The organism is Allobosea sp., assembly GCF_035999205.1.
GTDB lineage: Bacteria > Pseudomonadota > Alphaproteobacteria > Rhizobiales > Beijerinckiaceae > Allobosea.
Genome location: NZ_DASYHA010000021.1, coordinates 389,772 through 409,830 on the forward strand (window position 1 = coordinate 389,772; position 20,059 = coordinate 409,830).

General features: G+C 64.2%; 20 protein-coding genes. All 20 read left to right on the top strand.

The annotated features are described in order from the left end of the window. Nucleotides 1-19 precede the first annotated feature (19 nt). Complete coding sequence (phnC, locus tag VGN82_RS12390) at nucleotides 20-811, top strand: phosphonate ABC transporter ATP-binding protein (RefSeq protein WP_327527313.1); 792 nt, start codon at nucleotides 20-22, stop codon at nucleotides 809-811. Next, nucleotides 808-2,439, top strand: coding sequence for a phosphonate ABC transporter, permease protein PhnE (gene phnE, locus VGN82_RS12395; RefSeq protein ID WP_327527314.1), 1,632 nt, complete (start codon nucleotides 808-810; stop codon nucleotides 2,437-2,439). Before phnC ends, phnE begins: the two co-directional genes overlap by 4 nt. A gap of 160 nt (nucleotides 2,440-2,599) precedes the next feature. Next, nucleotides 2,600-3,040 carry an NUDIX hydrolase gene (locus VGN82_RS12400; protein WP_327527315.1) on the top strand — a complete coding sequence of 147 codons (441 nt, stop codon included), beginning with the start codon at nucleotides 2,600-2,602 and terminating at the stop codon, nucleotides 3,038-3,040. Between the two features lie 619 nt (nucleotides 3,041-3,659). Then, the gene (locus tag VGN82_RS12405; RefSeq protein WP_327527316.1) at nucleotides 3,660-3,854 is read left to right on the top strand and encodes a hypothetical protein; all 195 of its coding nucleotides are present in this window, start codon (nucleotides 3,660-3,662) and stop codon (nucleotides 3,852-3,854) included. A gap of 38 nt (nucleotides 3,855-3,892) precedes the next feature. Next, a complete protein-coding gene (gene ssuD, locus VGN82_RS12410; RefSeq protein ID WP_327527317.1) occupies nucleotides 3,893-5,068 on the top strand; it encodes an FMNH2-dependent alkanesulfonate monooxygenase in 1,176 nt (391 codons plus the stop codon). A gap of 72 nt (nucleotides 5,069-5,140) precedes the next feature. Beyond that, nucleotides 5,141-5,710, top strand: a complete 570-nt coding sequence (locus VGN82_RS12415; RefSeq protein WP_327527318.1) for a flavin reductase family protein — start codon at nucleotides 5,141-5,143, stop codon at nucleotides 5,708-5,710. A gap of 77 nt (nucleotides 5,711-5,787) precedes the next feature. Next, on the top strand, nucleotides 5,788-6,948 hold the full coding sequence (locus tag VGN82_RS12420) for a pyridoxal phosphate-dependent aminotransferase (protein ID WP_327527319.1): 1,161 nt from the start codon (nucleotides 5,788-5,790) through the stop codon (nucleotides 6,946-6,948). Between the two features lie 276 nt (nucleotides 6,949-7,224). Next, the gene (locus VGN82_RS12425; RefSeq protein WP_327527320.1) at nucleotides 7,225-8,670 is read left to right on the top strand and encodes an ABC transporter substrate-binding protein; all 1,446 of its coding nucleotides are present in this window, start codon (nucleotides 7,225-7,227) and stop codon (nucleotides 8,668-8,670) included. Next, nucleotides 8,667-9,584 carry an ABC transporter permease gene (locus VGN82_RS12430; protein ID WP_327527321.1) on the top strand — a complete coding sequence of 306 codons (918 nt, stop codon included), beginning with the start codon at nucleotides 8,667-8,669 and terminating at the stop codon, nucleotides 9,582-9,584. The genes VGN82_RS12425 and VGN82_RS12430 overlap by 4 nt, the downstream gene beginning before the upstream one ends. 67 nt (nucleotides 9,585-9,651) lie before the next feature. Continuing rightward, nucleotides 9,652-10,485, top strand: coding sequence for an ABC transporter permease (locus VGN82_RS12435; RefSeq protein ID WP_327527322.1), 834 nt, complete (start codon nucleotides 9,652-9,654; stop codon nucleotides 10,483-10,485). A 38-nt stretch (nucleotides 10,486-10,523) separates the two neighbouring features. After that, the gene (locus tag VGN82_RS12440; RefSeq protein ID WP_327527323.1) at nucleotides 10,524-11,867 is read left to right on the top strand and encodes an LLM class flavin-dependent oxidoreductase; all 1,344 of its coding nucleotides are present in this window, start codon (nucleotides 10,524-10,526) and stop codon (nucleotides 11,865-11,867) included. 147 nt (nucleotides 11,868-12,014) lie between these two features. Continuing rightward, complete coding sequence (locus VGN82_RS12445) at nucleotides 12,015-12,458, top strand: MBL fold metallo-hydrolase (RefSeq protein ID WP_327527361.1); 444 nt, start codon at nucleotides 12,015-12,017, stop codon at nucleotides 12,456-12,458. Between the two features lie 666 nt (nucleotides 12,459-13,124). Continuing rightward, complete coding sequence (dctP, locus tag VGN82_RS12450; RefSeq protein WP_327527324.1) at nucleotides 13,125-14,180, top strand: TRAP transporter substrate-binding protein DctP; 1,056 nt, start codon at nucleotides 13,125-13,127, stop codon at nucleotides 14,178-14,180. Between the two features lie 65 nt (nucleotides 14,181-14,245). Beyond that, entirely contained in the window at nucleotides 14,246-14,758 is a 513-nt protein-coding gene (locus VGN82_RS12455) for a TRAP transporter small permease subunit (RefSeq protein ID WP_327527325.1), read from the top strand. Further along, complete coding sequence (locus VGN82_RS12460; RefSeq protein ID WP_327527326.1) at nucleotides 14,755-16,071, top strand: TRAP transporter large permease; 1,317 nt, start codon at nucleotides 14,755-14,757, stop codon at nucleotides 16,069-16,071. Before VGN82_RS12455 ends, VGN82_RS12460 begins: the two co-directional genes overlap by 4 nt. Nucleotides 16,072-16,100: 29 nt before the next feature. Further along, entirely contained in the window at nucleotides 16,101-16,613 is a 513-nt protein-coding gene (locus tag VGN82_RS12465) for a cupin domain-containing protein (protein ID WP_327527327.1), read from the top strand. An 87-nt stretch (nucleotides 16,614-16,700) separates the two neighbouring features. Beyond that, nucleotides 16,701-17,480 carry an SDR family oxidoreductase gene (locus VGN82_RS12470; protein WP_327527328.1) on the top strand — a complete coding sequence of 260 codons (780 nt, stop codon included), beginning with the start codon at nucleotides 16,701-16,703 and terminating at the stop codon, nucleotides 17,478-17,480. A 9-nt stretch (nucleotides 17,481-17,489) separates the two neighbouring features. Continuing rightward, entirely contained in the window at nucleotides 17,490-18,260 is a 771-nt protein-coding gene (locus VGN82_RS12475) for an SDR family NAD(P)-dependent oxidoreductase (protein ID WP_327527329.1), read from the top strand. A gap of 61 nt (nucleotides 18,261-18,321) precedes the next feature. Continuing rightward, the gene (locus VGN82_RS12480; RefSeq protein WP_327527330.1) at nucleotides 18,322-19,284 is read left to right on the top strand and encodes a dihydrodipicolinate synthase family protein; all 963 of its coding nucleotides are present in this window, start codon (nucleotides 18,322-18,324) and stop codon (nucleotides 19,282-19,284) included. 5 nt (nucleotides 19,285-19,289) lie between these two features. After that, complete coding sequence (locus VGN82_RS12485; protein ID WP_327527331.1) at nucleotides 19,290-19,925, top strand: TetR/AcrR family transcriptional regulator; 636 nt, start codon at nucleotides 19,290-19,292, stop codon at nucleotides 19,923-19,925. Nucleotides 19,926-20,059: the final 134 nt, after the last annotated feature.

Here is a 20,059-nt window from a genome sequence, read left to right on the forward strand (position 1 = left end):
CGAAGGCCGACCCCAGCTCATGAGCGCCCTTCCTGTCGAAGAGGCGCCCGGCCATGGCCGGGCGCTCGTCATCCGCAACCTCGTCAAGGAGTATCGCAAGGGCCAGCCGGTCCTGCGCGACATCTCACTGAGCGTCTCCGAGCCCGGCATCGTCGCGATCATCGGTCCTTCCGGCACCGGCAAGTCGACGCTGATCCGCTGCATCAACCGGCTGGTCGATCCGACCTCCGGCTCAATCATGCTCGGCCGCACCGATCTCGCGAAGCTGCAGGGCGAGGCGCTCCGCGCAGCGCGCCGGCGGCTCGGTATGGTCTTCCAGGAGTACAACCTGGTCGAGCGGCTAACCGTGATCGAGAACGTGCTCTGCGGCCGGCTCGGCTATGTCCCGGTCTGGCGCGCCTGGACGCGGCGCTTCCCGGAGAAGGATATCGCTCGTGCCTTCGCCCTGCTCGATTCCGTCGGGCTGGCGGATTTCGCCACCCGTCGCGCCGACCAGCTCTCTGGCGGCCAGCGCCAGCGTGTCGGCATCGCCCGCGCGGTGATGCAGGAGCCCGATCTGATCCTTGCCGACGAACCGACCTCCTCGCTCGACCCCAAGACCTCCGTCGAGATCATGGAGCTCCTCGCCAAGGTAGGCCGTGAGCGCGACATCCCGGTATTGGTCAACATTCATAATGTTGCGCTCGCGCGACGCTACGCGCTGCGGATGATCGGCATGTCGAAGGGCGTCGTCGTCTACGACGGGCCGCCGAGCGGACTGCAGGAGAGCCACCTCGCCGAAATCTACGGTGGCGAAGGCTGGATGGAATGAGCGCCCATCCCCTCAGTGCCGACGGCAGCTTGCGCACCCGCGCCTTCCCCCCGAACTGGCCGCTGCGCTTCGGCGCGATGCTGTTCATCGCCTATGTGATCTATGCCGCAGGCATCGTCGATGTCCGCTGGGAACGCTTCGTCCAGGGGCTCGGCAACGGAGCGCGCTTCCTCGGCCGCATGCTGCCGCCGAACCTGGCTCACGACAAACTGCAGCTGCTCGCGCAGGGCATGCTGGAATCGCTTCAGATCGCCATCATCGCAACCGGCGCCGGCGTCTTGCTGGCCCTTCCGGTCGGCCTCTGCGCCGCGCGCAACCTGATGCCCCTGCCGGTGACGGTACTGGCGCGCGGGCTGATAGCGCTCTGCCGGACCTTTCATCCGGTCATCGTCGCCATCCTCTTCGTCAAGGCGGTCGGTTTCGGCGCTCTTGCCGGCGTGCTCGCGCTCATCGTCGCAACCATCGGCTTCATCGCCAAGTTGATTGCCGAGGCGATTGAAGAAATGTCGATGAAGCCGATCGAGGCGTTGCGAGCCGCCGGCTCGCCGTTCCTCTCGGTCGTGATCATGGGCGTCGTGCCGCAGGTGCTGCCGCGCTTCATCGGCTTTGCCGCGTACCAACTCGACTCGAACCTGCGTAATTCGGCGCTGGTCGGCTTGGTCGGCGGCGGCGGCATCGGCGCGACCTTGTTCACCGCCTTCCAGCGCTTCGATTACGATTTCGTCCTGACCATCATCATCGCGATCATTCTGGCGGTGATGGCAGGCGAGATCCTTTCGGCCTTTATGCGCCGGGTCTATCAGGACGAGGCTCCAAGCGGTGAGGTCAAGCAGAGCCCTTCCGGCCTCGTCTGGAACCGCTTCACCGCCGCCGAGCGCGGCATGCGCCTCGCCTTCTGGGCGGTGGCCGCGCTGGCGCTCGGCTGGTCGCTGCAGACGATCGAGGTCATCCCGGAGTTCCTCTATGACGCGCCGGCGCAAACCGTCGACCTCTTTGCCCGGATGTGGCCGATCGACTGGGCCTATTTCCCCAAGACCGTGCAGCAGGCGCTGATCGAGACGCTGCACACCGCGACGCTTGGCACGATCCTGGCGATCATGCTGGCGACGCCTGTGGCGCTGATGTGTGCCCGGAACGTCTCGCCCTCGGCCTGGGTCAACACGCTCGGCCGGTTCATCCTGGTCGCGACGCGCTCGGTGCACACATTGGTCTGGGCGCTGTTCTTCGTCGCGGTTTTCGGCCCCGGCGCCCTCGCCGGCGTGATGGCCGTGGCCGTCCATTCGATCGGCTTTACCGGCAAGTTCCTGGCCGAAGCGATCGAGGAAGCCAAGCCCGGCCCGATCGAGGCCTTGCGGGCCGCCGGGGCGCCCTGGCGCTCCGTCCTGCTCAAGGGCTTCTGGCCGCAGGTGAAGCCCGCCTTCCTGGCCGTGAGCCTGTTCCGCTGGGACATCAACGTGCGCGAGAGCGCCGTGCTCGGCCTGGTCGGCGCCGGCGGCCTCGGTGTGGCGCTGCAGGCGGCGATGGACAATCTGTACTGGGACCAGGTCGGACTCGTGCTGGCCGTGATCTTCGCAGTGGTGGTCGTCACCGAAATCGTCACCGCGACCTTGCGTGCGAAGATCATCTGAAGGTGGTGCTTTCAGGTTGCCCATGAGTGGATGGAGCGGCGTTGTCAGTGAAGCCCGAGGATATCTGGTAGAGCGCTTGTTGTTCTACGCGACCAGCGCTGACATCTGTCGGAACCACCTGCCGGCTGGCCGCTTAAGTCCATGTCCGAGTACACAGGCAATGAAGTCCAGAAACTCAAAGAACAAGCCGTTGTTGGCAAAGCCCAGGCGGCAAGTTGGAGCGATTCCGTACCGCAAGACAGAGCGCGGCCTTGAAGTTCTTCTCGTGACGACGCGAACGACTGGTCGCTGGACCGTGCCGAAGGGCTGGCCCATGAAGGGCCTCAAAGCTCACGACGCCGCTGCGATCGAGGCTTGGGAAGAGGCTGGTGTCATCGGACAGGCCAAGAAGCGTGCCGTTGGCCGCTACCTTTATTGGAAGCGCATGGACGGATATTTCGTGCTCTGCAGGGTGAAACTCTTTCCGATCATCGTGCAAGAAGAGCGCGCCGAGTGGCCGGAGCAGAGTACGCGTCGGCGGTACTGGTTCACCCCATTAATGGCAGCCGATCTCGTCGAGGAACCTGGCCTCAAGAAGGCGATGCAGGAGATCACCCTCTAGGCTCAATTCGGAAGCCGCGGCCCACGTCCCCAATGGAGGCGAGGCGAGCGGTACGTCCCGCTACATTTGGAAGAATAGCTTGGCTCGGCATCGCCCAGCCGATCACATCCGAAGCCGTGAAGTATCTGAAGGCTCTTGCGGACACGCTGGCGATTCAGCTGGGCATGCTCGTCGGGAAATCCTGACCGTCGTTCCGCAGGACCCGGCCTGAGGCCACGCGGAACAATCCCCGCTGCATGCGACGAAGCCGGGAGACGCTTTTCCCTCACGATCGTCGATCTTTGAAAACCGCTTTCATTGACCCGAGCGGTCCAATCGAGAACACTTCATGTATCGATCGACACGTTGTTTGATCGTTCGCGGGATTTGCTGGAGCAGCTTGCACCGCGTCACCAATGCTAAAAGCACCACGATGCCATCGTGGGCTCCGGTTCTGGAGACACGCCGTGATCATTATCTTCGATTTTGTTGTCAGGCAGCTTCTGCGCCTTTCGGCTTTCCTGCGCTCGTCGCGATGTTGACGGCGGTTTCGCCGCGCAGCCAGCGCGGCTGACGGCCACCTCCTCTCCCATCGTTGCAGATCAGAAGGGCGCCGAATGCCATCGGCGAACGAAACCCCATGTCCAAAGCCATTGTCATTGAAGTGCAGGGCGGCGCCGCCGGCATCGTCGTCGGCTCAAACGGCCGCTTCCGCTTCTTCTCCTCCCAGCCGGCCTTCGATGGCCTGGACGGCAAAACGTTCCGTTCGGTCGAACAGGCCAATCGCGCTGTAGCCGACCGCCGTGCCGGGCAGCGCCTGCCCAGAGCCGCCTGAGTCGGCCCCACCACCGCGATCAGCAGAAAGTTCGGCTCGTGAGTCTCGCCCCAACCCCCAGCGCCAACATCCTGTGGTTCCTGCCGACCCATGGCGATGGCCGCTATCTCGGCACCGTGACAGGCGGGCGCCAGACGGACTTCGCCTATCTGCGCCAGATCGCACAGGCTGCCGATGCGCTCGGCTACTACGGCGTGCTGCTGCCGACCGGCCGGAGCTGCGAGGATTCCTGGATTGTCGCCTCGGCGGTCGCGCCGACGACGCAGAACCTTCGCTATCTCGTCGCGGTCCGGCCCGGGCTGCAGTCGCCGACGGTCGCCGCGCGCATGACGGCGACACTCGATCGCGTCACGAACGGGCGCCTGCTGGTGAATGTCGTGACCGGCGGCGACCCTGTCGAGAACGCCGGCGACGGCATCTTCCTCTCTCATGACGAGCGCTACGCGGTAACGCGGGAATTCCTCGCCGTCTATTCCGCCCTGCTTCGCGGCGAGACGGTGACATATGAGGGCCAGCATATCCGGGTGGAGGATGCGCAGTTGCTCTATCCGCCGGCGCAGGCTGATGGACCGCCGCTCTACTTCGGCGGCTCCTCGCCCGCCGCGATCGACGTCGCGGCGCAGACGATCGACAAGTACCTCACATGGGGCGAGCCGCCGGACGCCGTCGCCGAGAAGATTGCCGTGGTCGACCGTGCTGCGAAGGCCGCGGGCCGCAAGGTCTCCTTCGGCATCCGCCTGCACGTCATCGTGCGTGAGACGGAGGCTGAGGCGTGGGGCGCAGCCGACAAGCTGATCAGCCATCTCGATGAGGCCACAATCGCCCGGTCGCAGGCGATCTTCGGAAGGATGGATTCCGAGGGCCAGCGGCGGATGTCGGCTCTGCATGGCGGCAGCCGCGACAAGCTCGAGATCTCGCCCAATCTCTGGGCTGGCGTCGGTCTCGTGCGTGGCGGCGCGGGCACCGCCCTTGTCGGCAATCCCGAGCAGGTCGCGGCGCGGATCAAGGAGTACCAGGCGCTCGGCATCGATAGCTTCATCCTATCGGGCTACCCGCATCTGGAGGAGGCCTATCGCTTCGCCGAACTCGTCTTCCCGCTGCTGACCCTGAATCACGGCAAGCCGGTCTTCGCTGGCGTCGTGAACAACGGTCCCTTCGGCGAAACCATCGCCAATGACGTGAAGCCCGATCAGAGGCGGGCCTCCAGCTCGTGACCGAGGGCGCCGAACGCCCGATCCGCGAGAACGCGAACCCTCCCGACCAATCGATCTGAGGAGACGGACACGATGTCGGTCGTCACCCCCTTCCCCAAGACTGCCAGCAGGATCCATGATGATCCGCCAAGCTTCCGCCAAGCCTTTCGGCATCTGGCCGGCGGCGTCAGCGTCATCACCACGGGCCATGGCGACGAGCGCACCGGTCTGACGGCGACCTCGGTCTCCTCGCTGTCGGCAGAGCCTCCGACGCTCATGTTCGGTCTGAATCTGTCGTCTTCGAGCTTTCCGGTGCTGGCCCGCAACCGCAGCTTCGGCGTCAACTTCCTCAATGCAGCGCAGAAGCAGGTCGCTGACCGCTTCGCCGGGCGCAATGGCGAGAAGGGCGCGGCGCGCTATGCCGAGGCCGAGTGGACAAGCGGCATTGCCGGTGCTCCGCTCCTCGTCGGCGCACTGGCCGCGCTCGATTGCGAAGTCGAGGAGATCATCGAACGGCATTCGCACGCCATCATCATTGGCCGCGTCCGCGACGTTCGCCTCGGCGACAACGATGCGGCATTGGTCTACTGGCGCGGGGACTATGAGCGCCTCGGCTGGATGACCGAGGAGGTCGGCACAGCGCTGGGACTGCGCACCTTCTAAGTCGGTAGCGCGGCATCGACGAGCACCTCCGGCGCGCGCTGTCGGCTCGCGGACGGACGATCCGCGACTCGCCGACGATGGCCCTCACCCGATTCGCAGCGGAGCTCAGGGCAGAGGGGCGGGACGTCTTGGCGCTCAGCGCGGGCGAGCCCGACTTCGGCTCGCCCCTGCCCGCCGCCGAGGCCGGCATCGCGGCGATCCGGCGCGGCGACACCCGCTACACCGCCGTCGACGGCCTCCCTGCGCTGCGCAAGGCCATCGCCGAAAAGCTGGAGCGCGAGAACGGTGTCGCCTATGACGCCGATGAAATCACCGTTTCGAGCGGCTCGAAGATCCTGCTCCTGACAGCGCTGATGGCGCTGCTTGACCGGGACGACGAGGTGCTCGTGCCGGCGCCGTTCTGGGTGTCCTATCCCGAGATGATCCGTTATGCGGATGGCGTGACCCGGCTGATCGCGACCAAGCCGGAGAACGGCTTTCGCATCTTGCCGCAGGATCTTGACGCTGCGATTGGACCGCGCACGAAACTTCTGATCCTCAACAATCCCAACAACCCGACCGGGGCGATCTATACGCATGCAGATCTCGCCGCGCTCGGCGAGGTACTGGCCCGGCATCCGCGGGTCGCGGTGTTGACCGACGAGATCTACGAGCATCTGAACTTCGACGGGGTTGTCCCGGGAAATCTCGTCGCGTCAGCGCCTTACCTGCGTGACCGAACAATCCTGGTGAACGGACTTTCCAAGAGCTACGGCCTGACCGGCTGGCGTCTCGGCTTCGCTGCAGCGCCAAAGCCGATCATTGCGGTGATCAACGCACTCAACTCACAGGGCGTGAGCTCGCCCAGCGCGATCGCGCAATACGCGGCGCTCGCCGCCCTGAGTGACAGCCAGGATTTTCGGGACCGGAATCGCCGGGAATACGAAGCTCGGCGCGACCTCGTGGTCGCCGCGATCACCGGCACGCCCGGCCTGGACCTGGTCGCGCCGCAATCCGCCTTTTATGCCTATGTCGATTGCTCGGGATGGATCGGCAGGATCGCCCCGTCCGGCCAGCGCATGGAGACCGACGAGGATGTCGCGCGCGAACTCCTGGGGAGCGAAGGACTGGCGATCGTCCCGGGTGCGCCCTTCGGTCTGTCCCCCTATTTCCGCCTGTCGTTCTGCGTCGATCGCGCAACGCTCGCCGACGGCCTGAAACGCCTGCACCGCTTCGCCACACGGGTGACGAACGACTGAGACGAGCGGCCGTGGGAACGCGGAAACGCGCGCCAGCGGACGCTGATTTCGCGCCTCGTAGTCCCCGGCCATCGACCGAAAAATTCTTCTTTGCCCGAGTGATGCAAACCATGCCTCCCACAGGCTTGCCTGCATTCAGAGGCCTTTTCCAGAACGAAGCCTCTAGGTTGAGGCCTTCTTTCGGAAGGGCCTTTTTCCATGAGCATGTTCGGTTCGTCCCGCTGGGCAACCTTGGCTTTGTCGGCGGCAATCGCCTTTGCAGGCGTGCAATCGGCTGTGGCTCAGCAGACGCTGACGATCGCGCAGGGCAACGATATCCTCTCGCTCGACCCGGCCAATCACGGCAACAACAGCACCGAGTCGGCGCTGGTGAACATCTACGACTATCTGGTCGACAAGGATTTCAGCCAGGGCCAGCTGCGCTTCAATCCGCGTCTCGCGGTCTCCTGGAGCACCGACGACAACGTCCGTTGGTCGTTCAAGCTGCGTGACGACGTGCGCTGGCACAACGGCGACAAGTTCACAGCCCAGGACGTCAAGTTCACGATCGAGCGCTCGCAGCAGGACAAGAAGCTGATCAGCGCCCACAAGTTCCGACGCATCAAGTCGGTCGAGGCGCCCGACGACACCACGCTGGTGATCGAGACCGACGGCCCCGACACGCTGCTGCTACACGCCTTCGTCGGCAATGGCGCCGGCATCCTGCCGAAGGCGGCCTTCGAGAAGGCCGGCGGCAAGGAGGAGTTCTTCAAGAAGCCGATCGGCACAGGGCCCTACGTCCTCGACCAGTGGATCAAGTCCGACCGGGTCTTGCTGAGCAAGAATCCGCATTGGTGGGGCGGCACGCCGACATGGGACAAGGTCGTGATCCGCTCGATCCCGGAAACCACGACGCGGGTTGCCGAACTCCTGACTGGCGGCGTCGATATCGCGGTCAATATCCCGCCGGAGGACACGGCGCGCCTCAACGCCAATGCCGGCACGCAGGCGATCACCTTCGACATCGCCCGCAACCTTGCCTTGCACGTGCGGACCGGCAAGGACCGCGTCACCGGCGATCCCCGGGTTCGCGAGGCGATCGATCTCGCCATCGACCGCGATGCCATCGTCAAGCAGGTGCTGGAAGGCCACGGTGCGCCGACGCGCGGCTTCTTCCCGCCGGCCATCCCTGGCTTCGCTCCGGATCTGACCAAGGTGATCCGCTTCGATCCGGAGCGCGCCAAGGTCCTGCTGCGCGAGGCTGGCTTCGACGGGCGCAAAGCTCCGCAAATCAAGATCAGCACGCCGAGCGGCCGCTATGTGAAGGATCGCGAGATCGTCGAGGCCGTCGCCGGCTACCTCGAGGATGTCGGCTTCCGGGTTCAGGTCGAGGTTCTCGACTGGACGGTCTACAACAACAAGGTCGTCGGCGACGGTTTCGGCGAGCTCTATCTCTGGGGCATGGGCTCCTATACCGACGCCTCGACCCTCTTCGTCGACAACTTCAAGCGCCACTACGACTGGTCGGACGACGCCTTCGAGGCTCTCATCGTCGCCGTGCGCAATGCGAAGACCGACGAGGAGCGCATCGCGATCTCGCAGAAGGGCCAGCAGATCGTGGCCGACCAGCGGGTACGCATCGGCCTGCTGTTTCCGCAGTCGATCTACGGGGTCAGCAAGCGCGTCTCCTACAAGGGCCGCTTCGACGAGATGATCGCTGCCGAGGATGTCGCGCGGCCATGAACGGGCGCTCCCCGCTGCGAGCGCTGCTGCAATTCGTGCCGGTGCTCTACATCGTCTCGCTGATCGTCTTCGTGCTCGTCTATCTCACGGGCGACCCGTCTGCCCTGCTGATCCCGGAAGACGCCAGCGAGGCGGACCGGTTGGCGCTCGTGGCGGCCTGGGGGCTCGATCAGCCCTGGTACGTTCAATACCTGCGCTACATGGGCAACATCCTGAGCGGGGATTTCGGCGTCTCCTATCGCTATGGCTCGGAGGCGCTGCCGATCGTGCTCGAGCGCATTCCCGCGACGCTGACGCTGACGACGGGCGGCCTGGTCGTCGCCATTCTCATCGCCCTGCCGACAGGCATCTTCGCCGCCCTCAGGCGCAACAGCCTGCCGGACTTCGCGATTTCGACCGTGACGGTGCTCGGTAAGGCGATGCCGAATTTCTGGGTCGGCATCATGCTGATTCTCGTCTTCGGCGTCTGGCTGCGGCTCGTTCCGGTGTCCGGCAGCGGCGGTTTCTCGCATCTCATCCTGCCTGCGATCACGCTGGGTACCGGCTTTGCCGCCGAGCTGACCAAGCTCATCCGCTCCAGCCTCCTCGACGTGATGGGGCAGGATTTCGTCCGAACGGCGCGAGCCAAGGGCGTCCCCGAGACGCTCGTCGTGCTGCGCCATGGCCTGCGCAACGCGCTGATCCCGGCCCTGACCATGACCTCGCTGCACGCCATCGGCCTGCTTGGCGGGGCTTTGGTCACCGAGACGGTCTTCTCCTGGCCGGGGCTGGGGCAACTCGTCGTGCAGGCGGTCTACACCAAGGACATGGCGGTCATTCAGATCGCCGTCTTCGTCATCACCATCATGGCCTTGACGATCAATCTGACCACCGATGCGCTCTACCGGCTCATCGATCCGCGCCTGCGGAGCTGAGCGGATTTCCACATAGATGATACAGATTTCCCTTTCGACTCCGCTCCTGCCCCGGCGACGGCGCCTGTTGAGCTCACTGCTCTCCAACAAGGCCGGCGTGGCCGGGCTGGCGATCGTCGCGGTCATCGCCGCCATCGCCATCGGCGCGGATCACCTCGCCCCGCTCGATCCGCTGCGGCGCAATCTCTCGCTGAAGCTGCTGCCACCCGCCTGGCTGGAAGGCGGCAATGCGCGCCACCTCCTGGGGACGGACAGCCAGGGGCGCGACCTGCTCAGCCGCATCATCTTCGGCGCCCGCACCTCGCTCACGGTTGGGCTCGCGGCCGTCGCCCTGTCCAGCCTGATCGGCCTCGTCCTCGGTCTCCTCGCCGGGATGGCCGGTGGAAAGGTCGACGCGCTGATCATGCGGGTGATCGACGCGATGCTGGCGATCCCGACGATGCTGTTCATGCTGGTCGTAGCGCTCGTCGCGGGAACCGGACTGCTGCCGCTCGTCATCGTCATTGCGGCGACCAACTGGGTCGGCGCGGCCCGCATCGTCAGGGCCGATGTGCTGGGCGTGAAGGAAATGGACTATGTCGCCGCGGCGCGTGCGATCGGGGCCCGGCCGGTCGGGCTGATCCTGCGTCACATCCTGCCCAACATCCTGTCGTCGTTCGTGGTCGTCTCGACCATGAATGTCGGCACGGTCATCCTGGCCGAGTCGGCGCTGAGCTTCCTCGGCTTCGGCATCCAACCGCCCGAGATCTCGTGGGGCCAGATGCTGAGCGAGGGCCGGCAGTATCTCGCGACCAGCTGGTGGGTCGCCACCCTCCCCGGCATCGCCATCACGCTGACCGTGCTCGGCGTTATCCTGCTTGGCGACTGGCTGCGCGACCATCTCGACCCGCGCCTCGACTGACCTCCACCCTGCCCCACTCAGACAGCCTTGAGACGATCATGACGACCCCCGACCAGACGCGCAGCAAGGCGCGGAAGCTTCATCTTGGCCTGTTCCATCAGCCCATCGGACGCCACCCCGCCGCATGGCGTCGCGACACGGCGCAGGGACACCCGGAGGATGTTGACTGGGCGATCCGGATCGTGCGCAAGGCCGAGGAAGGCCTGTTCGACATGTTCTTCGTTGCCGACAATCTCGCGGGCCCCGAGCCGGGAGCCCAGGGCAAGGCGGGCGGTCTGGAACCGCTGACGCTGCTCGCGGCGCTGGCAACCGTCACCTCGAAGATCGGGCTGGTCGGAACGATCTCGACCAGCTTCTCGGAGCCCTACAACATCGCCCGCCAACTGGCCTCGCTCGACCATATCAGCCGGGGCCGGGCCGGCTGGAACGTGGTGACGACGCAGTCCGACCGCGCGGCCGAGAATTTCAGCCTCGCCGCGCTGCCGGATCACGCCGCCCGCTATGACAGGGCGGGAGAATTCGTCCGGGTCGCCCGAGGGCTGTGGGACACCTGGGCGAGCGATGCTCTGGTGATGGACGCCAGATCGGGCGTGTTCCTGGATACCGATCGGGTCCGGTTGCTGGAGCACAAGGGCGAGCATTTCTCCGTCCGCGGGCCGCTCAACATCTCGCGGCCGCCGCAGGGAAACCCGATCATCGTGCAGGCCGGCTCCTCGCGCGACGGCATCGGTCTGGCCGCCGCGGAGGCCGATCTGGCCTTCACCGCCCAGGACACGATCGAGGATTCCCTCGCCTACCGCGCCGCCTTGACCGAGGCCGCGACCGCGGCCGGGCGCCAGGCCGCGACGATTCCGATCCTCCCCGGCGTCATGCCGATCGTCGGGCGTACCGATCGGGAGGCCAGGGAGAAGTTCGCAGCACTGCAGGAACACACCGACATCGCCGCCGGCATACGGCAATTGTCCGGCCGCTGGGGCTACGACCTGTCGCGGCTCCCGCTGGACGGACCTGTCCCTGAGCCGGGCGAGCGCGTCCATGGCGAAAGCCGCGTGCGGCTGCTGCTCAACAAGGCCCGCACCGAGAACTACACGTTGCGGGAGCTGGCGGCATTGGCGATCGCCTCGCATGGCCACCGTATCGTCATCGGCTCGGCGGAGACGATCGCCGACGACTTCCAGACCTGGTTCGAGCAGGGCGCGGCCGACGGCTTCAACCTGATCCCCGCCTCGATGCCCGACGGGCTCGACGATTTCGTCGATCTCGTCGTGCCCGTGCTGCAGGATCGAGGGCTCTTCCGGCGCGAGTACGAGGAACTCACGCTGCGAGAGCGATTTGGGTTGCCGATACGCCGGCTGGCCTCATTCGCCGGTTCGGGGAACTGAGGCGCGCGAAGCGGAGGCCCGCGTGCCGCGCCAGTTTCGCCGGTCGCGTCGAGCGCCCTTCTGGCGCCGCTTGCCTTTGCCGTCGGCAGAAGCGGAGCGGATGAGCACTCTGCCCCTGCGAGCCGCCGCGGCGCCTAGACGATACTCATCGACAGCGGGCTAGGCGGGGAATGTTCCGGTTATCCAAAGGCTGGACATTTCGTTCAACGACTCGCGGCAACCGGCGTCGATCTCGCGTCAGTAACTGACGTCGTGCTGACCCATTTGCATTTTGACCATGTGGGCGGGCTGCTAGTTGACGGTGTGAAGGAACATTTGCGCTCGGACCTTCGTGTCCACGTTTCCGCAGCAGAGGTGGAACTCTGGAGGTCTCCGGATTTCACCCGTACCGCGATCCCGCAAGAGTTTTCGGAAGTTATCAGAAGAGCATCCGCAGCATTTCTTGAAACGTATCGTGATCATCTCTGCATCTTCAACGAAGAGCAGCAAGTGGCGCCCGGCGTTGTGGCGCGCGCCTTGGGATTGCCAGAGCGATTGCAGGGCCCAGTCGCATGGAGACATGTTTGGCTCGGCTCCACAGCTGTCGGCTAAGAAATCGCGTCGCCTTCTTCACGAGCGGACCGACCAAGCGGGCGTTCAACTCAACCGACGCAAGATAAAACGAGAAGGACAGGTGCTCCTCCGCTTACGACAATCGCAGAGGGCATTCGTGGAACCTTCTGTACTTTGAAGCCATAAGGCGCCAAGATCTGAAGTCAGCTGCCTTCCAGAATCCGGACACTTGCCCGAGGCGGGTGTAGCCGCTGCTCGGTCGTCAGCAGGAGGCTGTTCTCGTCGAAGATGCGGCGCGCTACGGCCACGGTCGATTCAGCTGCCCAAAGCGGGCCACCTGCCTCACGGAACAGACACCAAGCCAACAGCGGGGCGGCATACGGCAAAGCTCCTATCCGAGCTCTATTGCCAATCTCGTTTGCGACCCTCTGTCAAAGCCAGAGGAATGAGCCCCCATCCTCGGAAGCCTTTGAAGTGGCCCATTCCCGGCCCCAACCAGTCGGGGCATTCGAAGAGAAAAGGCTAACTTCGCAGCGCGGTCATGCCGCAATGCACAAAATGGCAGCGCCGCCCTGTGGCATTCTGTGCAGCGCAGCGTTGACTGCGGAGGCGTTTCGCACTGACCTACATGTCAGTAACTAGGCGCTATCGCTCTGGTCTGATCGGCTTCACGCAAATTCACCAAGCACAACACAGGGGAACATCATGACGACGAAGACCTTAGCGGCCGCCACCGTAATCCTGGGTGGGCTCGTGTTCGCCGCGGGCGCCCAGGCTCAGACCAAGATGGAACTCAACATGGCCACCCCCTGGGCGGGCGGGCACTGGCTGGACATCGGCGCCAAGAAATACGCTGAGAACGTTGAGAAAATGACCGAGGGGCGGATCAAGATCAACGTCTTCCCGGCCGGCGCGCTCGGTCCGGCGCTCAAGGTTACGGAGACCGTGCAAAAGGGTGTCGCCGATATGGGCCATGCCTGGCCGGGCTACGACTGGGCGGTCGATCGCACTGGCGCCATCTTCTCGGGCTGGTCGGCCGGCCCGAACCCCGAAGAGATGATGATGTGGCTCTACAATGGTGGCGCCGCGGATCTCTGGAAGCAGTGGCGCAAGGAGAAGTTCGACGTCGTCGGCTTCCCCTGCGGCGTGCTGGAAACCGAGTTCTTCATGCACTCGCACAAGCCGATCCGCACCGTCGAGGACATGAAGGGCCTCAAGCTGCGCACCTCCTCGTCCTGGGCCGAAATCGCGCCGATGCTCGGCGCCTCTACCGTCGTGCTGCCGGGCTCGGAAGTGTTCTCGGCGCTCGAGCGCAAGGTCGTCGATGCGATCGAGTGGGGCGGTCCAGGGAGCAACCTGTCGGAAGGTTTCCACAAAGTCGCCAAGTACGTGATCATGCCCGGCCTGCACGCCCCGTCAGGCGTGCACGACTGCGTCTTCAACAACGCGGTCTGGGCCAAGATCGGCGACAAGGACAAGGCCCTGCTCGAGCTCGCCGGTCGCCTGACTGTCCTCGACACCTATCTCGGCTACGCCAAGAGCGATCTCGAGGCCTACAAGGCGATCAAGGCGACGCCCGGTCTCGAAGTGGTTCAGGTCGAGCCGAGCCTGACGGCTGCAGTCGTCAAAGCCTCGAACGAGTGGGCCGAGAAGCAGGCTGGTACGAATCCCTGGTTCAAGCGGGTTTACGAGAACCAGAAGGCGTTCATGGCTCAGGTCAAGCCGCTGAGCGAATTCCGCTTCGCGATCGGCTCGCGCTGATCTCAATCCTGTCCGGCGGGGCGCCGTTGCGCGCCGCCGGATCGTCCTTCCGGCTTGAGGTCATCATGCCCATCGTTCATTTCATCGGCAGGCTCTCCCTGTGGTCGGGAAGGCTTGGCGCCTTCGTTGTGCTGCCGCTCGTCCTTGCCATGGTTTTCGAGGTCGTCAGTCGCTACGCGTTCTCGGCGCCGACCGTCTGGGCCTTTGAGATCAGCTACATGCTGATGGGCACGATCTTCCTGCTCGGTTTGTCCTATGCCGTGCTGGTCAATCAGCACGTCAATGTCGATTTCATCCATCAGGTTCTGCCGCGTCGGGGCGTCGCGGTGATCGACGGCATCGGCTATTTCCTTATGGCCGGGATGTTGCTCTGGCTGACCAATACGCTCATCGCCAACATCGCCAGCGTCTACCGCACCGGCGAGGGCACGGGCCTGTCGGCCTGGAATCCGCCGATCTGGCCATATCGCTGCATCTATGCGCTCGGCTTCGGGCTCTTCGCCCTGCAATGCCTCGCCCGGGCGATCGAGAACCTGCTGATCGTGTTCGGCTACGAGACCGAAGGATCGGCTCAATGACAGCGCAAACCGTCCTCTGGATGTTCCCGGCCCTGCTGGGGCTGATCTTCCTGGGCTTCCCTGTCGCGTTCTCGATGATGCTGGCCGCGCTCGGCTTCGGCCTGATGCGCTTCGGCGGCACGCTCGTGCATCAGTTCGCCCAGCGTATCGACGATCTCTCGACCAATTACGTGCTCGGCGCGATCCCGCTCTTTATCTTCATGGGCTCGATCCTGGAGCGGGCCGGCATCGCCGAGAAGCTGTTCGATGCGCTTTATATGTGGACAAGGCGGCTGCCCGGCGGCCTTGCGGTCGCGGCACTGCTGATGTGCACGATCTTCGCGGCCGCCAGCGGCGTGGTCGGCGCCACCGAGACCCTCGTCGGAATGCTCGCCATCCCCGCGATGGTCAAGCGCAAGTACAACAACTCCCTGATCGCCGGCACGATCTGCGGCGGCGGCTCGCTCGGCACCATCATACCGCCCTCGGTTCCAGTCGTCGTGCTGGCGCCAATCGCGACCCTCTCGATCGGCGACCTGTTGGCTGGCATCCTGATCCCGGGTCTGACGATGTCGGCCCTGTTCATCGTCTATATCCTGATCGCCTGCGCGCTCAGACCGTCGCTGGCCCCCCCGGAAACCGAGCCGGATACACGCAGCTTGAGCGAAAAGCTCAAGTTCACGGCGATCGCATTGATCCCGCCCGGCTTCCTGATCTTCACTGTGCTTGGCACCTTGTTCATGGGGCTCGCGACGCCGACGGAGGCTGCGGCCTGCGGCTCGCTCGGTGTCCTCCTGCTTGCGATCGTCTACGGCCGCATGTCGTGGCGCCTGCTCTATCAGGCCTCGATCCAGACGGTCTCGCTGACAGCGATGATCCTTGCCATCATCCTCGCCGGTGGCATGTTCTCGGGCGTGTTCTTCGCATCCGGCGGAATGGCGGCTACCAAGGGCATTCTCGACGCCTTCGGCCTCTCACCCTGGTCGGTTGTCGCGATTATCCTCTTCGTCGCCTTTATCCTCGGCTTCCTGGTCGATTCGATCTCGATCATCCTGATCATCGTGCCGATCGCCATCCCGCTGGTGAAAAGCTTCGGGCTCGATCCGCTCTGGTTTTCTGTCGTGCTCCTGGTGATGCTGCAGACGGCTTATCTGACGCCACCGATGGCGCCTTCGATCTTCTATCTCAAGGCGATCGCACCTCCGACGATGAAGCTCAAGGACATGTACTGGGGCGTCATACCGTTCATTTGCTGTCAGCTTCTCGTGCTCGCCCTGTTGCTGCTGTTCCCGGCAATGGCGACCTGGATGCCCAAGGTTATGTACGGCAATTGAGGGCGTCGGACGGCTTGGTGGAGATGACGATGACGACACAGACGATGGGCCGAGCGATCGTGCTCGGTCCAGAGGATGGCGAGAGCTATTGGCAGCCGGTTCCGGCCAACGGCTTCGTGCGCAACCTACTCAGTACTGCCAAGACTGGAGGTGACAGCCGCTTCTCGATGGGGACGCAGACGGTCGCACCGGGCTGCCTCATCCGCGAGCACACCCATGACACTCATGAAGAGGTCATCTTCGTCTATGAGGGCCGCGGCATTGCCCGGATCGACGGGGTCGAACATCCGCTTGAAAAAGGCTCCTGCGCCTATATTGGCCAGGGCCTCAAGCACCATTTCCTCAACCCGCATGAAGAACCCCTGAGCTTCACCTTCCTTCTGATGCCGGGAGGGCTGGACGAATTCTTCGCGCGGATAGGACGACCGAAGCATCCGGGTGATCCGGAGCCGGAGCCGTTTCCGAGGCCAGACGACATCGCCGAGATCGAACGCGAGACGGTCTTCGGCTGGGTCGATACCCGCTACGATCAAAACAGGTGAATGCGCGAAGGGGAGACGCATGTCGCGTCAGGAGCTTGCATCCCTGCAAGTCAGTTCAACAGCAAGAAGAGCAGAGAGACGGGCGCCATGAAGCTGTCGGGAAAGATTGCGATCATCACGGGAGGGGGCTCGGGCATCGGTCATGAGGCCTCCAAGCTGTTCGCCCGCGAAGGCGCGACCGTGATCGTCGCCGATCGCGACCTTGCGGCAGCCGAGCGTGTCGCTTCCGAGATCGGGGCGCAGGGGGGCAAGGCGACCGCGCATAAGGTCGACGTCAGCAAGGAGGCCGAGATTGCGGCGATGATCGCCCAGGCGGTTGCCGATCACGGAAGACTCGACATTCTCGTCAACAACGCCGGCTACGGCATCGCCGGTACGGTCGTCTCGACTTCTGAGGCCGATTGGAACGCGCTGATGGCGGTCAATGTCAACGGCGTCTTCCTCGGCTGCAAGCACGCCATTCCCGTCATGGAGAAGCAAGGCGGTGGAGCGATCGTCAACACCGCCTCAGCGGTTGCGAATGTTGGTATTCACGGGCGCGCGGCCTATGTCGCCTCGAAGGGGGCGGTGGCGGCGCTGACGCGCGCCATGGCCGTCGATCATGTCGAGGCGAATATCCGGATCAACGCGGTCGCTCCGGGTACGATCGAGTCGCCCTATTTCAAGAAGATCCTGAGTGGACCCGACGGTGCGGAGCTGAGACGCGGCCTCGAGGAACGCCAGGCGATGGAGCGTCTCGGCCAGCCGATCGAGATCGCGCAGGCGATGCTCTGGCTCGCCAGCGACGATGCCTCCTTTTGCACCGGTTCCGTCATGGTCGTCGACGGCGGCTGGACCGCCCGCGGCGACCGCAAACCCAAAAGGTAGGCCTGACGCATGTATGGACTGCAAGGACGCAAGGCGATCGTCACTGGCGCGGCGCATGGCATCGGCCGGGCCATCGCGGCGCGGCTTCTGGCGGAAGGCTGCGATGTCGGGATCTTCGACCTCGACCTCGCTGCGGCAAACGCTGCGGCCGAAGCACTCGGCAAAGATGGCGGCAAGGTCGTGGTCGCGAGCGGTGATGTTTCGTCCAGGGCCGATGTCGAGGCGGGCATCGGTGCGCTGAAGGACGCGTTGGGACCGATCGACATCCTCGTAAACAATGCCGGCATCTGCAAGGTCGGCAAACTCCTGGAGACGAGCGAAGCTGAGTGGAAGGCAACCTTTGGCATCAATGTCGACGGGCTGTTCCACGTCACCCGCCAGATCGCGCCCGGCATGGTCGAGCGCCGCAGCGGCACGATCGTCAACATCGCCTCCTGGATGGGCAAGTCGGGTGTCGCAGCCTATGGTGCCTATTGCGCCTCGAAATTCGCGGTGGTCTCGCTGACCCAGTCGCTGGCCCTGGAAATCGGCGAATACGGCATCCGCGTGAACGCCGTCGCGCCGGGCCTGATCGTCGAGACCAAGATGCGCGACGAATCCGAGATCCAGCGCGCCGCCGAGGGTCTGCCGACCGCCAAGGACCGTGCCAAGCAGATCCCTCTGCGCCGCGCCGGTCTGCCATCGGATATCGCCAAGACGGTCGCCTTCCTGGCCTCGGACGAAGCGGATTACATCACCGGCGAAACGATCAGCGTGACTGGTGGCATCTGGAACGACTGACCGGACCGATTCTGCGATGTCTATGCGATGAGGCACATGCAATGAGCTCGGGAGAGTAAGGATGCCCCGCTTCAAGGATTTTCGTCCCGCCGGCGTGATTCCCGCGACGCTGCTCGCTCTCAATCATGATCTCAGCATTGACGAACGCCAGACCCGCAAGCACCTGCGTGACTGTGCGCTGGTGGACGGCGTTTCGGCTGTCACCGTCAACGGCCACGCCTCCGAGGTTCATGCCTGCAGCTTCGACGAGCAGCGGCAGATCCTGGCGGCTTCGCTTGCCGAAGTCGGTGACAAGGTGCCATTGATCAGTGGAATCTATGCCGATGGTTCGATTGAGGCGGCGCGGCTTGCTAAAATGGCGGAGCACGAGGGCGCCTCCTGCCTGCTCGTGTTTCCACCCAATAGCATGAGCATGGGCGGGCAGTTGCGTCCCGAAATGGCGCTGGCGCATTACAGCCGCATCGCCGATGCGACCGACCTGCCAATCATTGCCTTTCAGTATCCGATGGCGAGCGGGCTGGGCTACACCTTCGACACCTTGCTGAAGCTTTTCGAATCCGTGCCGACCATCGCCGCGATCAAGGACTGGTCGAACGATGTGATGCTGCACGAGAAGCATGTCCGCACCTTCCAAGGCCTGCCCCGCCCGGTTAACGTACTGACGACGCATTCCTCCTGGCTGATGGCGTCGCTGACGCTGGGCTGCAACGGCCTGCTCTCGGGTTCCGGCAGCGTGATTGCCGATCTTCAGGTCGCTTTGTTCGGGGCCGTGCAGGCTGGGGACCTGAGACTGGCGCAGGCGATCAACGATCGCATTGTCCCGCTATCACAGGCCTTCTATGCGTCGCCCTTCCTCGACATGCACAACCGCATGAAGGAGGCGCTGGTGCTGCTGGGCCGCCTCGACAAGGCCGTCGTCAGGCCGCCGCTCGTCAAGATCACGGATGAGGAGGTCGCCCTGATCGGCAAGGCGCTCGAACAGGCCGGCATTCGTCGCGAGGGCGCGATGCCCATGGCCGCATAATGGACGTGGCCGTCGCGCCCGGAACAACAATCATGAAGGACGAAATCAGGCGCGTTACTGTCGTCCTCCTGTTGCGCCACGGCTATCAGGGTCTACGCTTCCGAGACATCGCAGAGGTTCTGGGCACAACGCGCGCGAACATCCATCACCATTACGGCAGCAAGCTCAATCTCTGCGAAGAGGTCGTCGTAGAGTATATCGACCTGACGCTGGAAAAATGGGCGGCGAACTGGACGAGCAATAAGAGTTTCTCCGCCAAGATCGATGGCATGATGGAGCTCAACCGCGAGCGTTATCTCGCCAACAACCCGACAGCCACGACCTGTCGTCCCTGGTCGCTGATGGGGCGCTTGCGGGCCGAGCGGGATGAGATCGGGCCGCGCGCGCAGCAGGCGCTGGCATCCTTCGCGACGACGCTGGATCGCCTGATCCTCAACGGAATCGCCCAGGCGATCGAGGCCGGAGAATTGTCGAAGGCGGCTCCACGCGAGGACATCGCGCTGCAATTGGTCTCGATTGCCGACAGCGCGGCCGCGATTACCCAAGACGGCGGCGATTTCAGCCGGCTGGAGCAACTCTACCGTTCATTCAACCGGATCGTCCACCACGCCTATGGAAACCCAGGCCAGGAGGAGCGCTGACTGAAAGGCCGAAACCAAAGCGAATAACCCGCCGATCCTGCGGCCACGCAAAGCGCCAGCTTGGGCAGCGGGGCGGCTGCCGCAGCTAGAATGCCGGAAAGCGGACGCTCCGGACGTCAGCCATGGGCCAGACT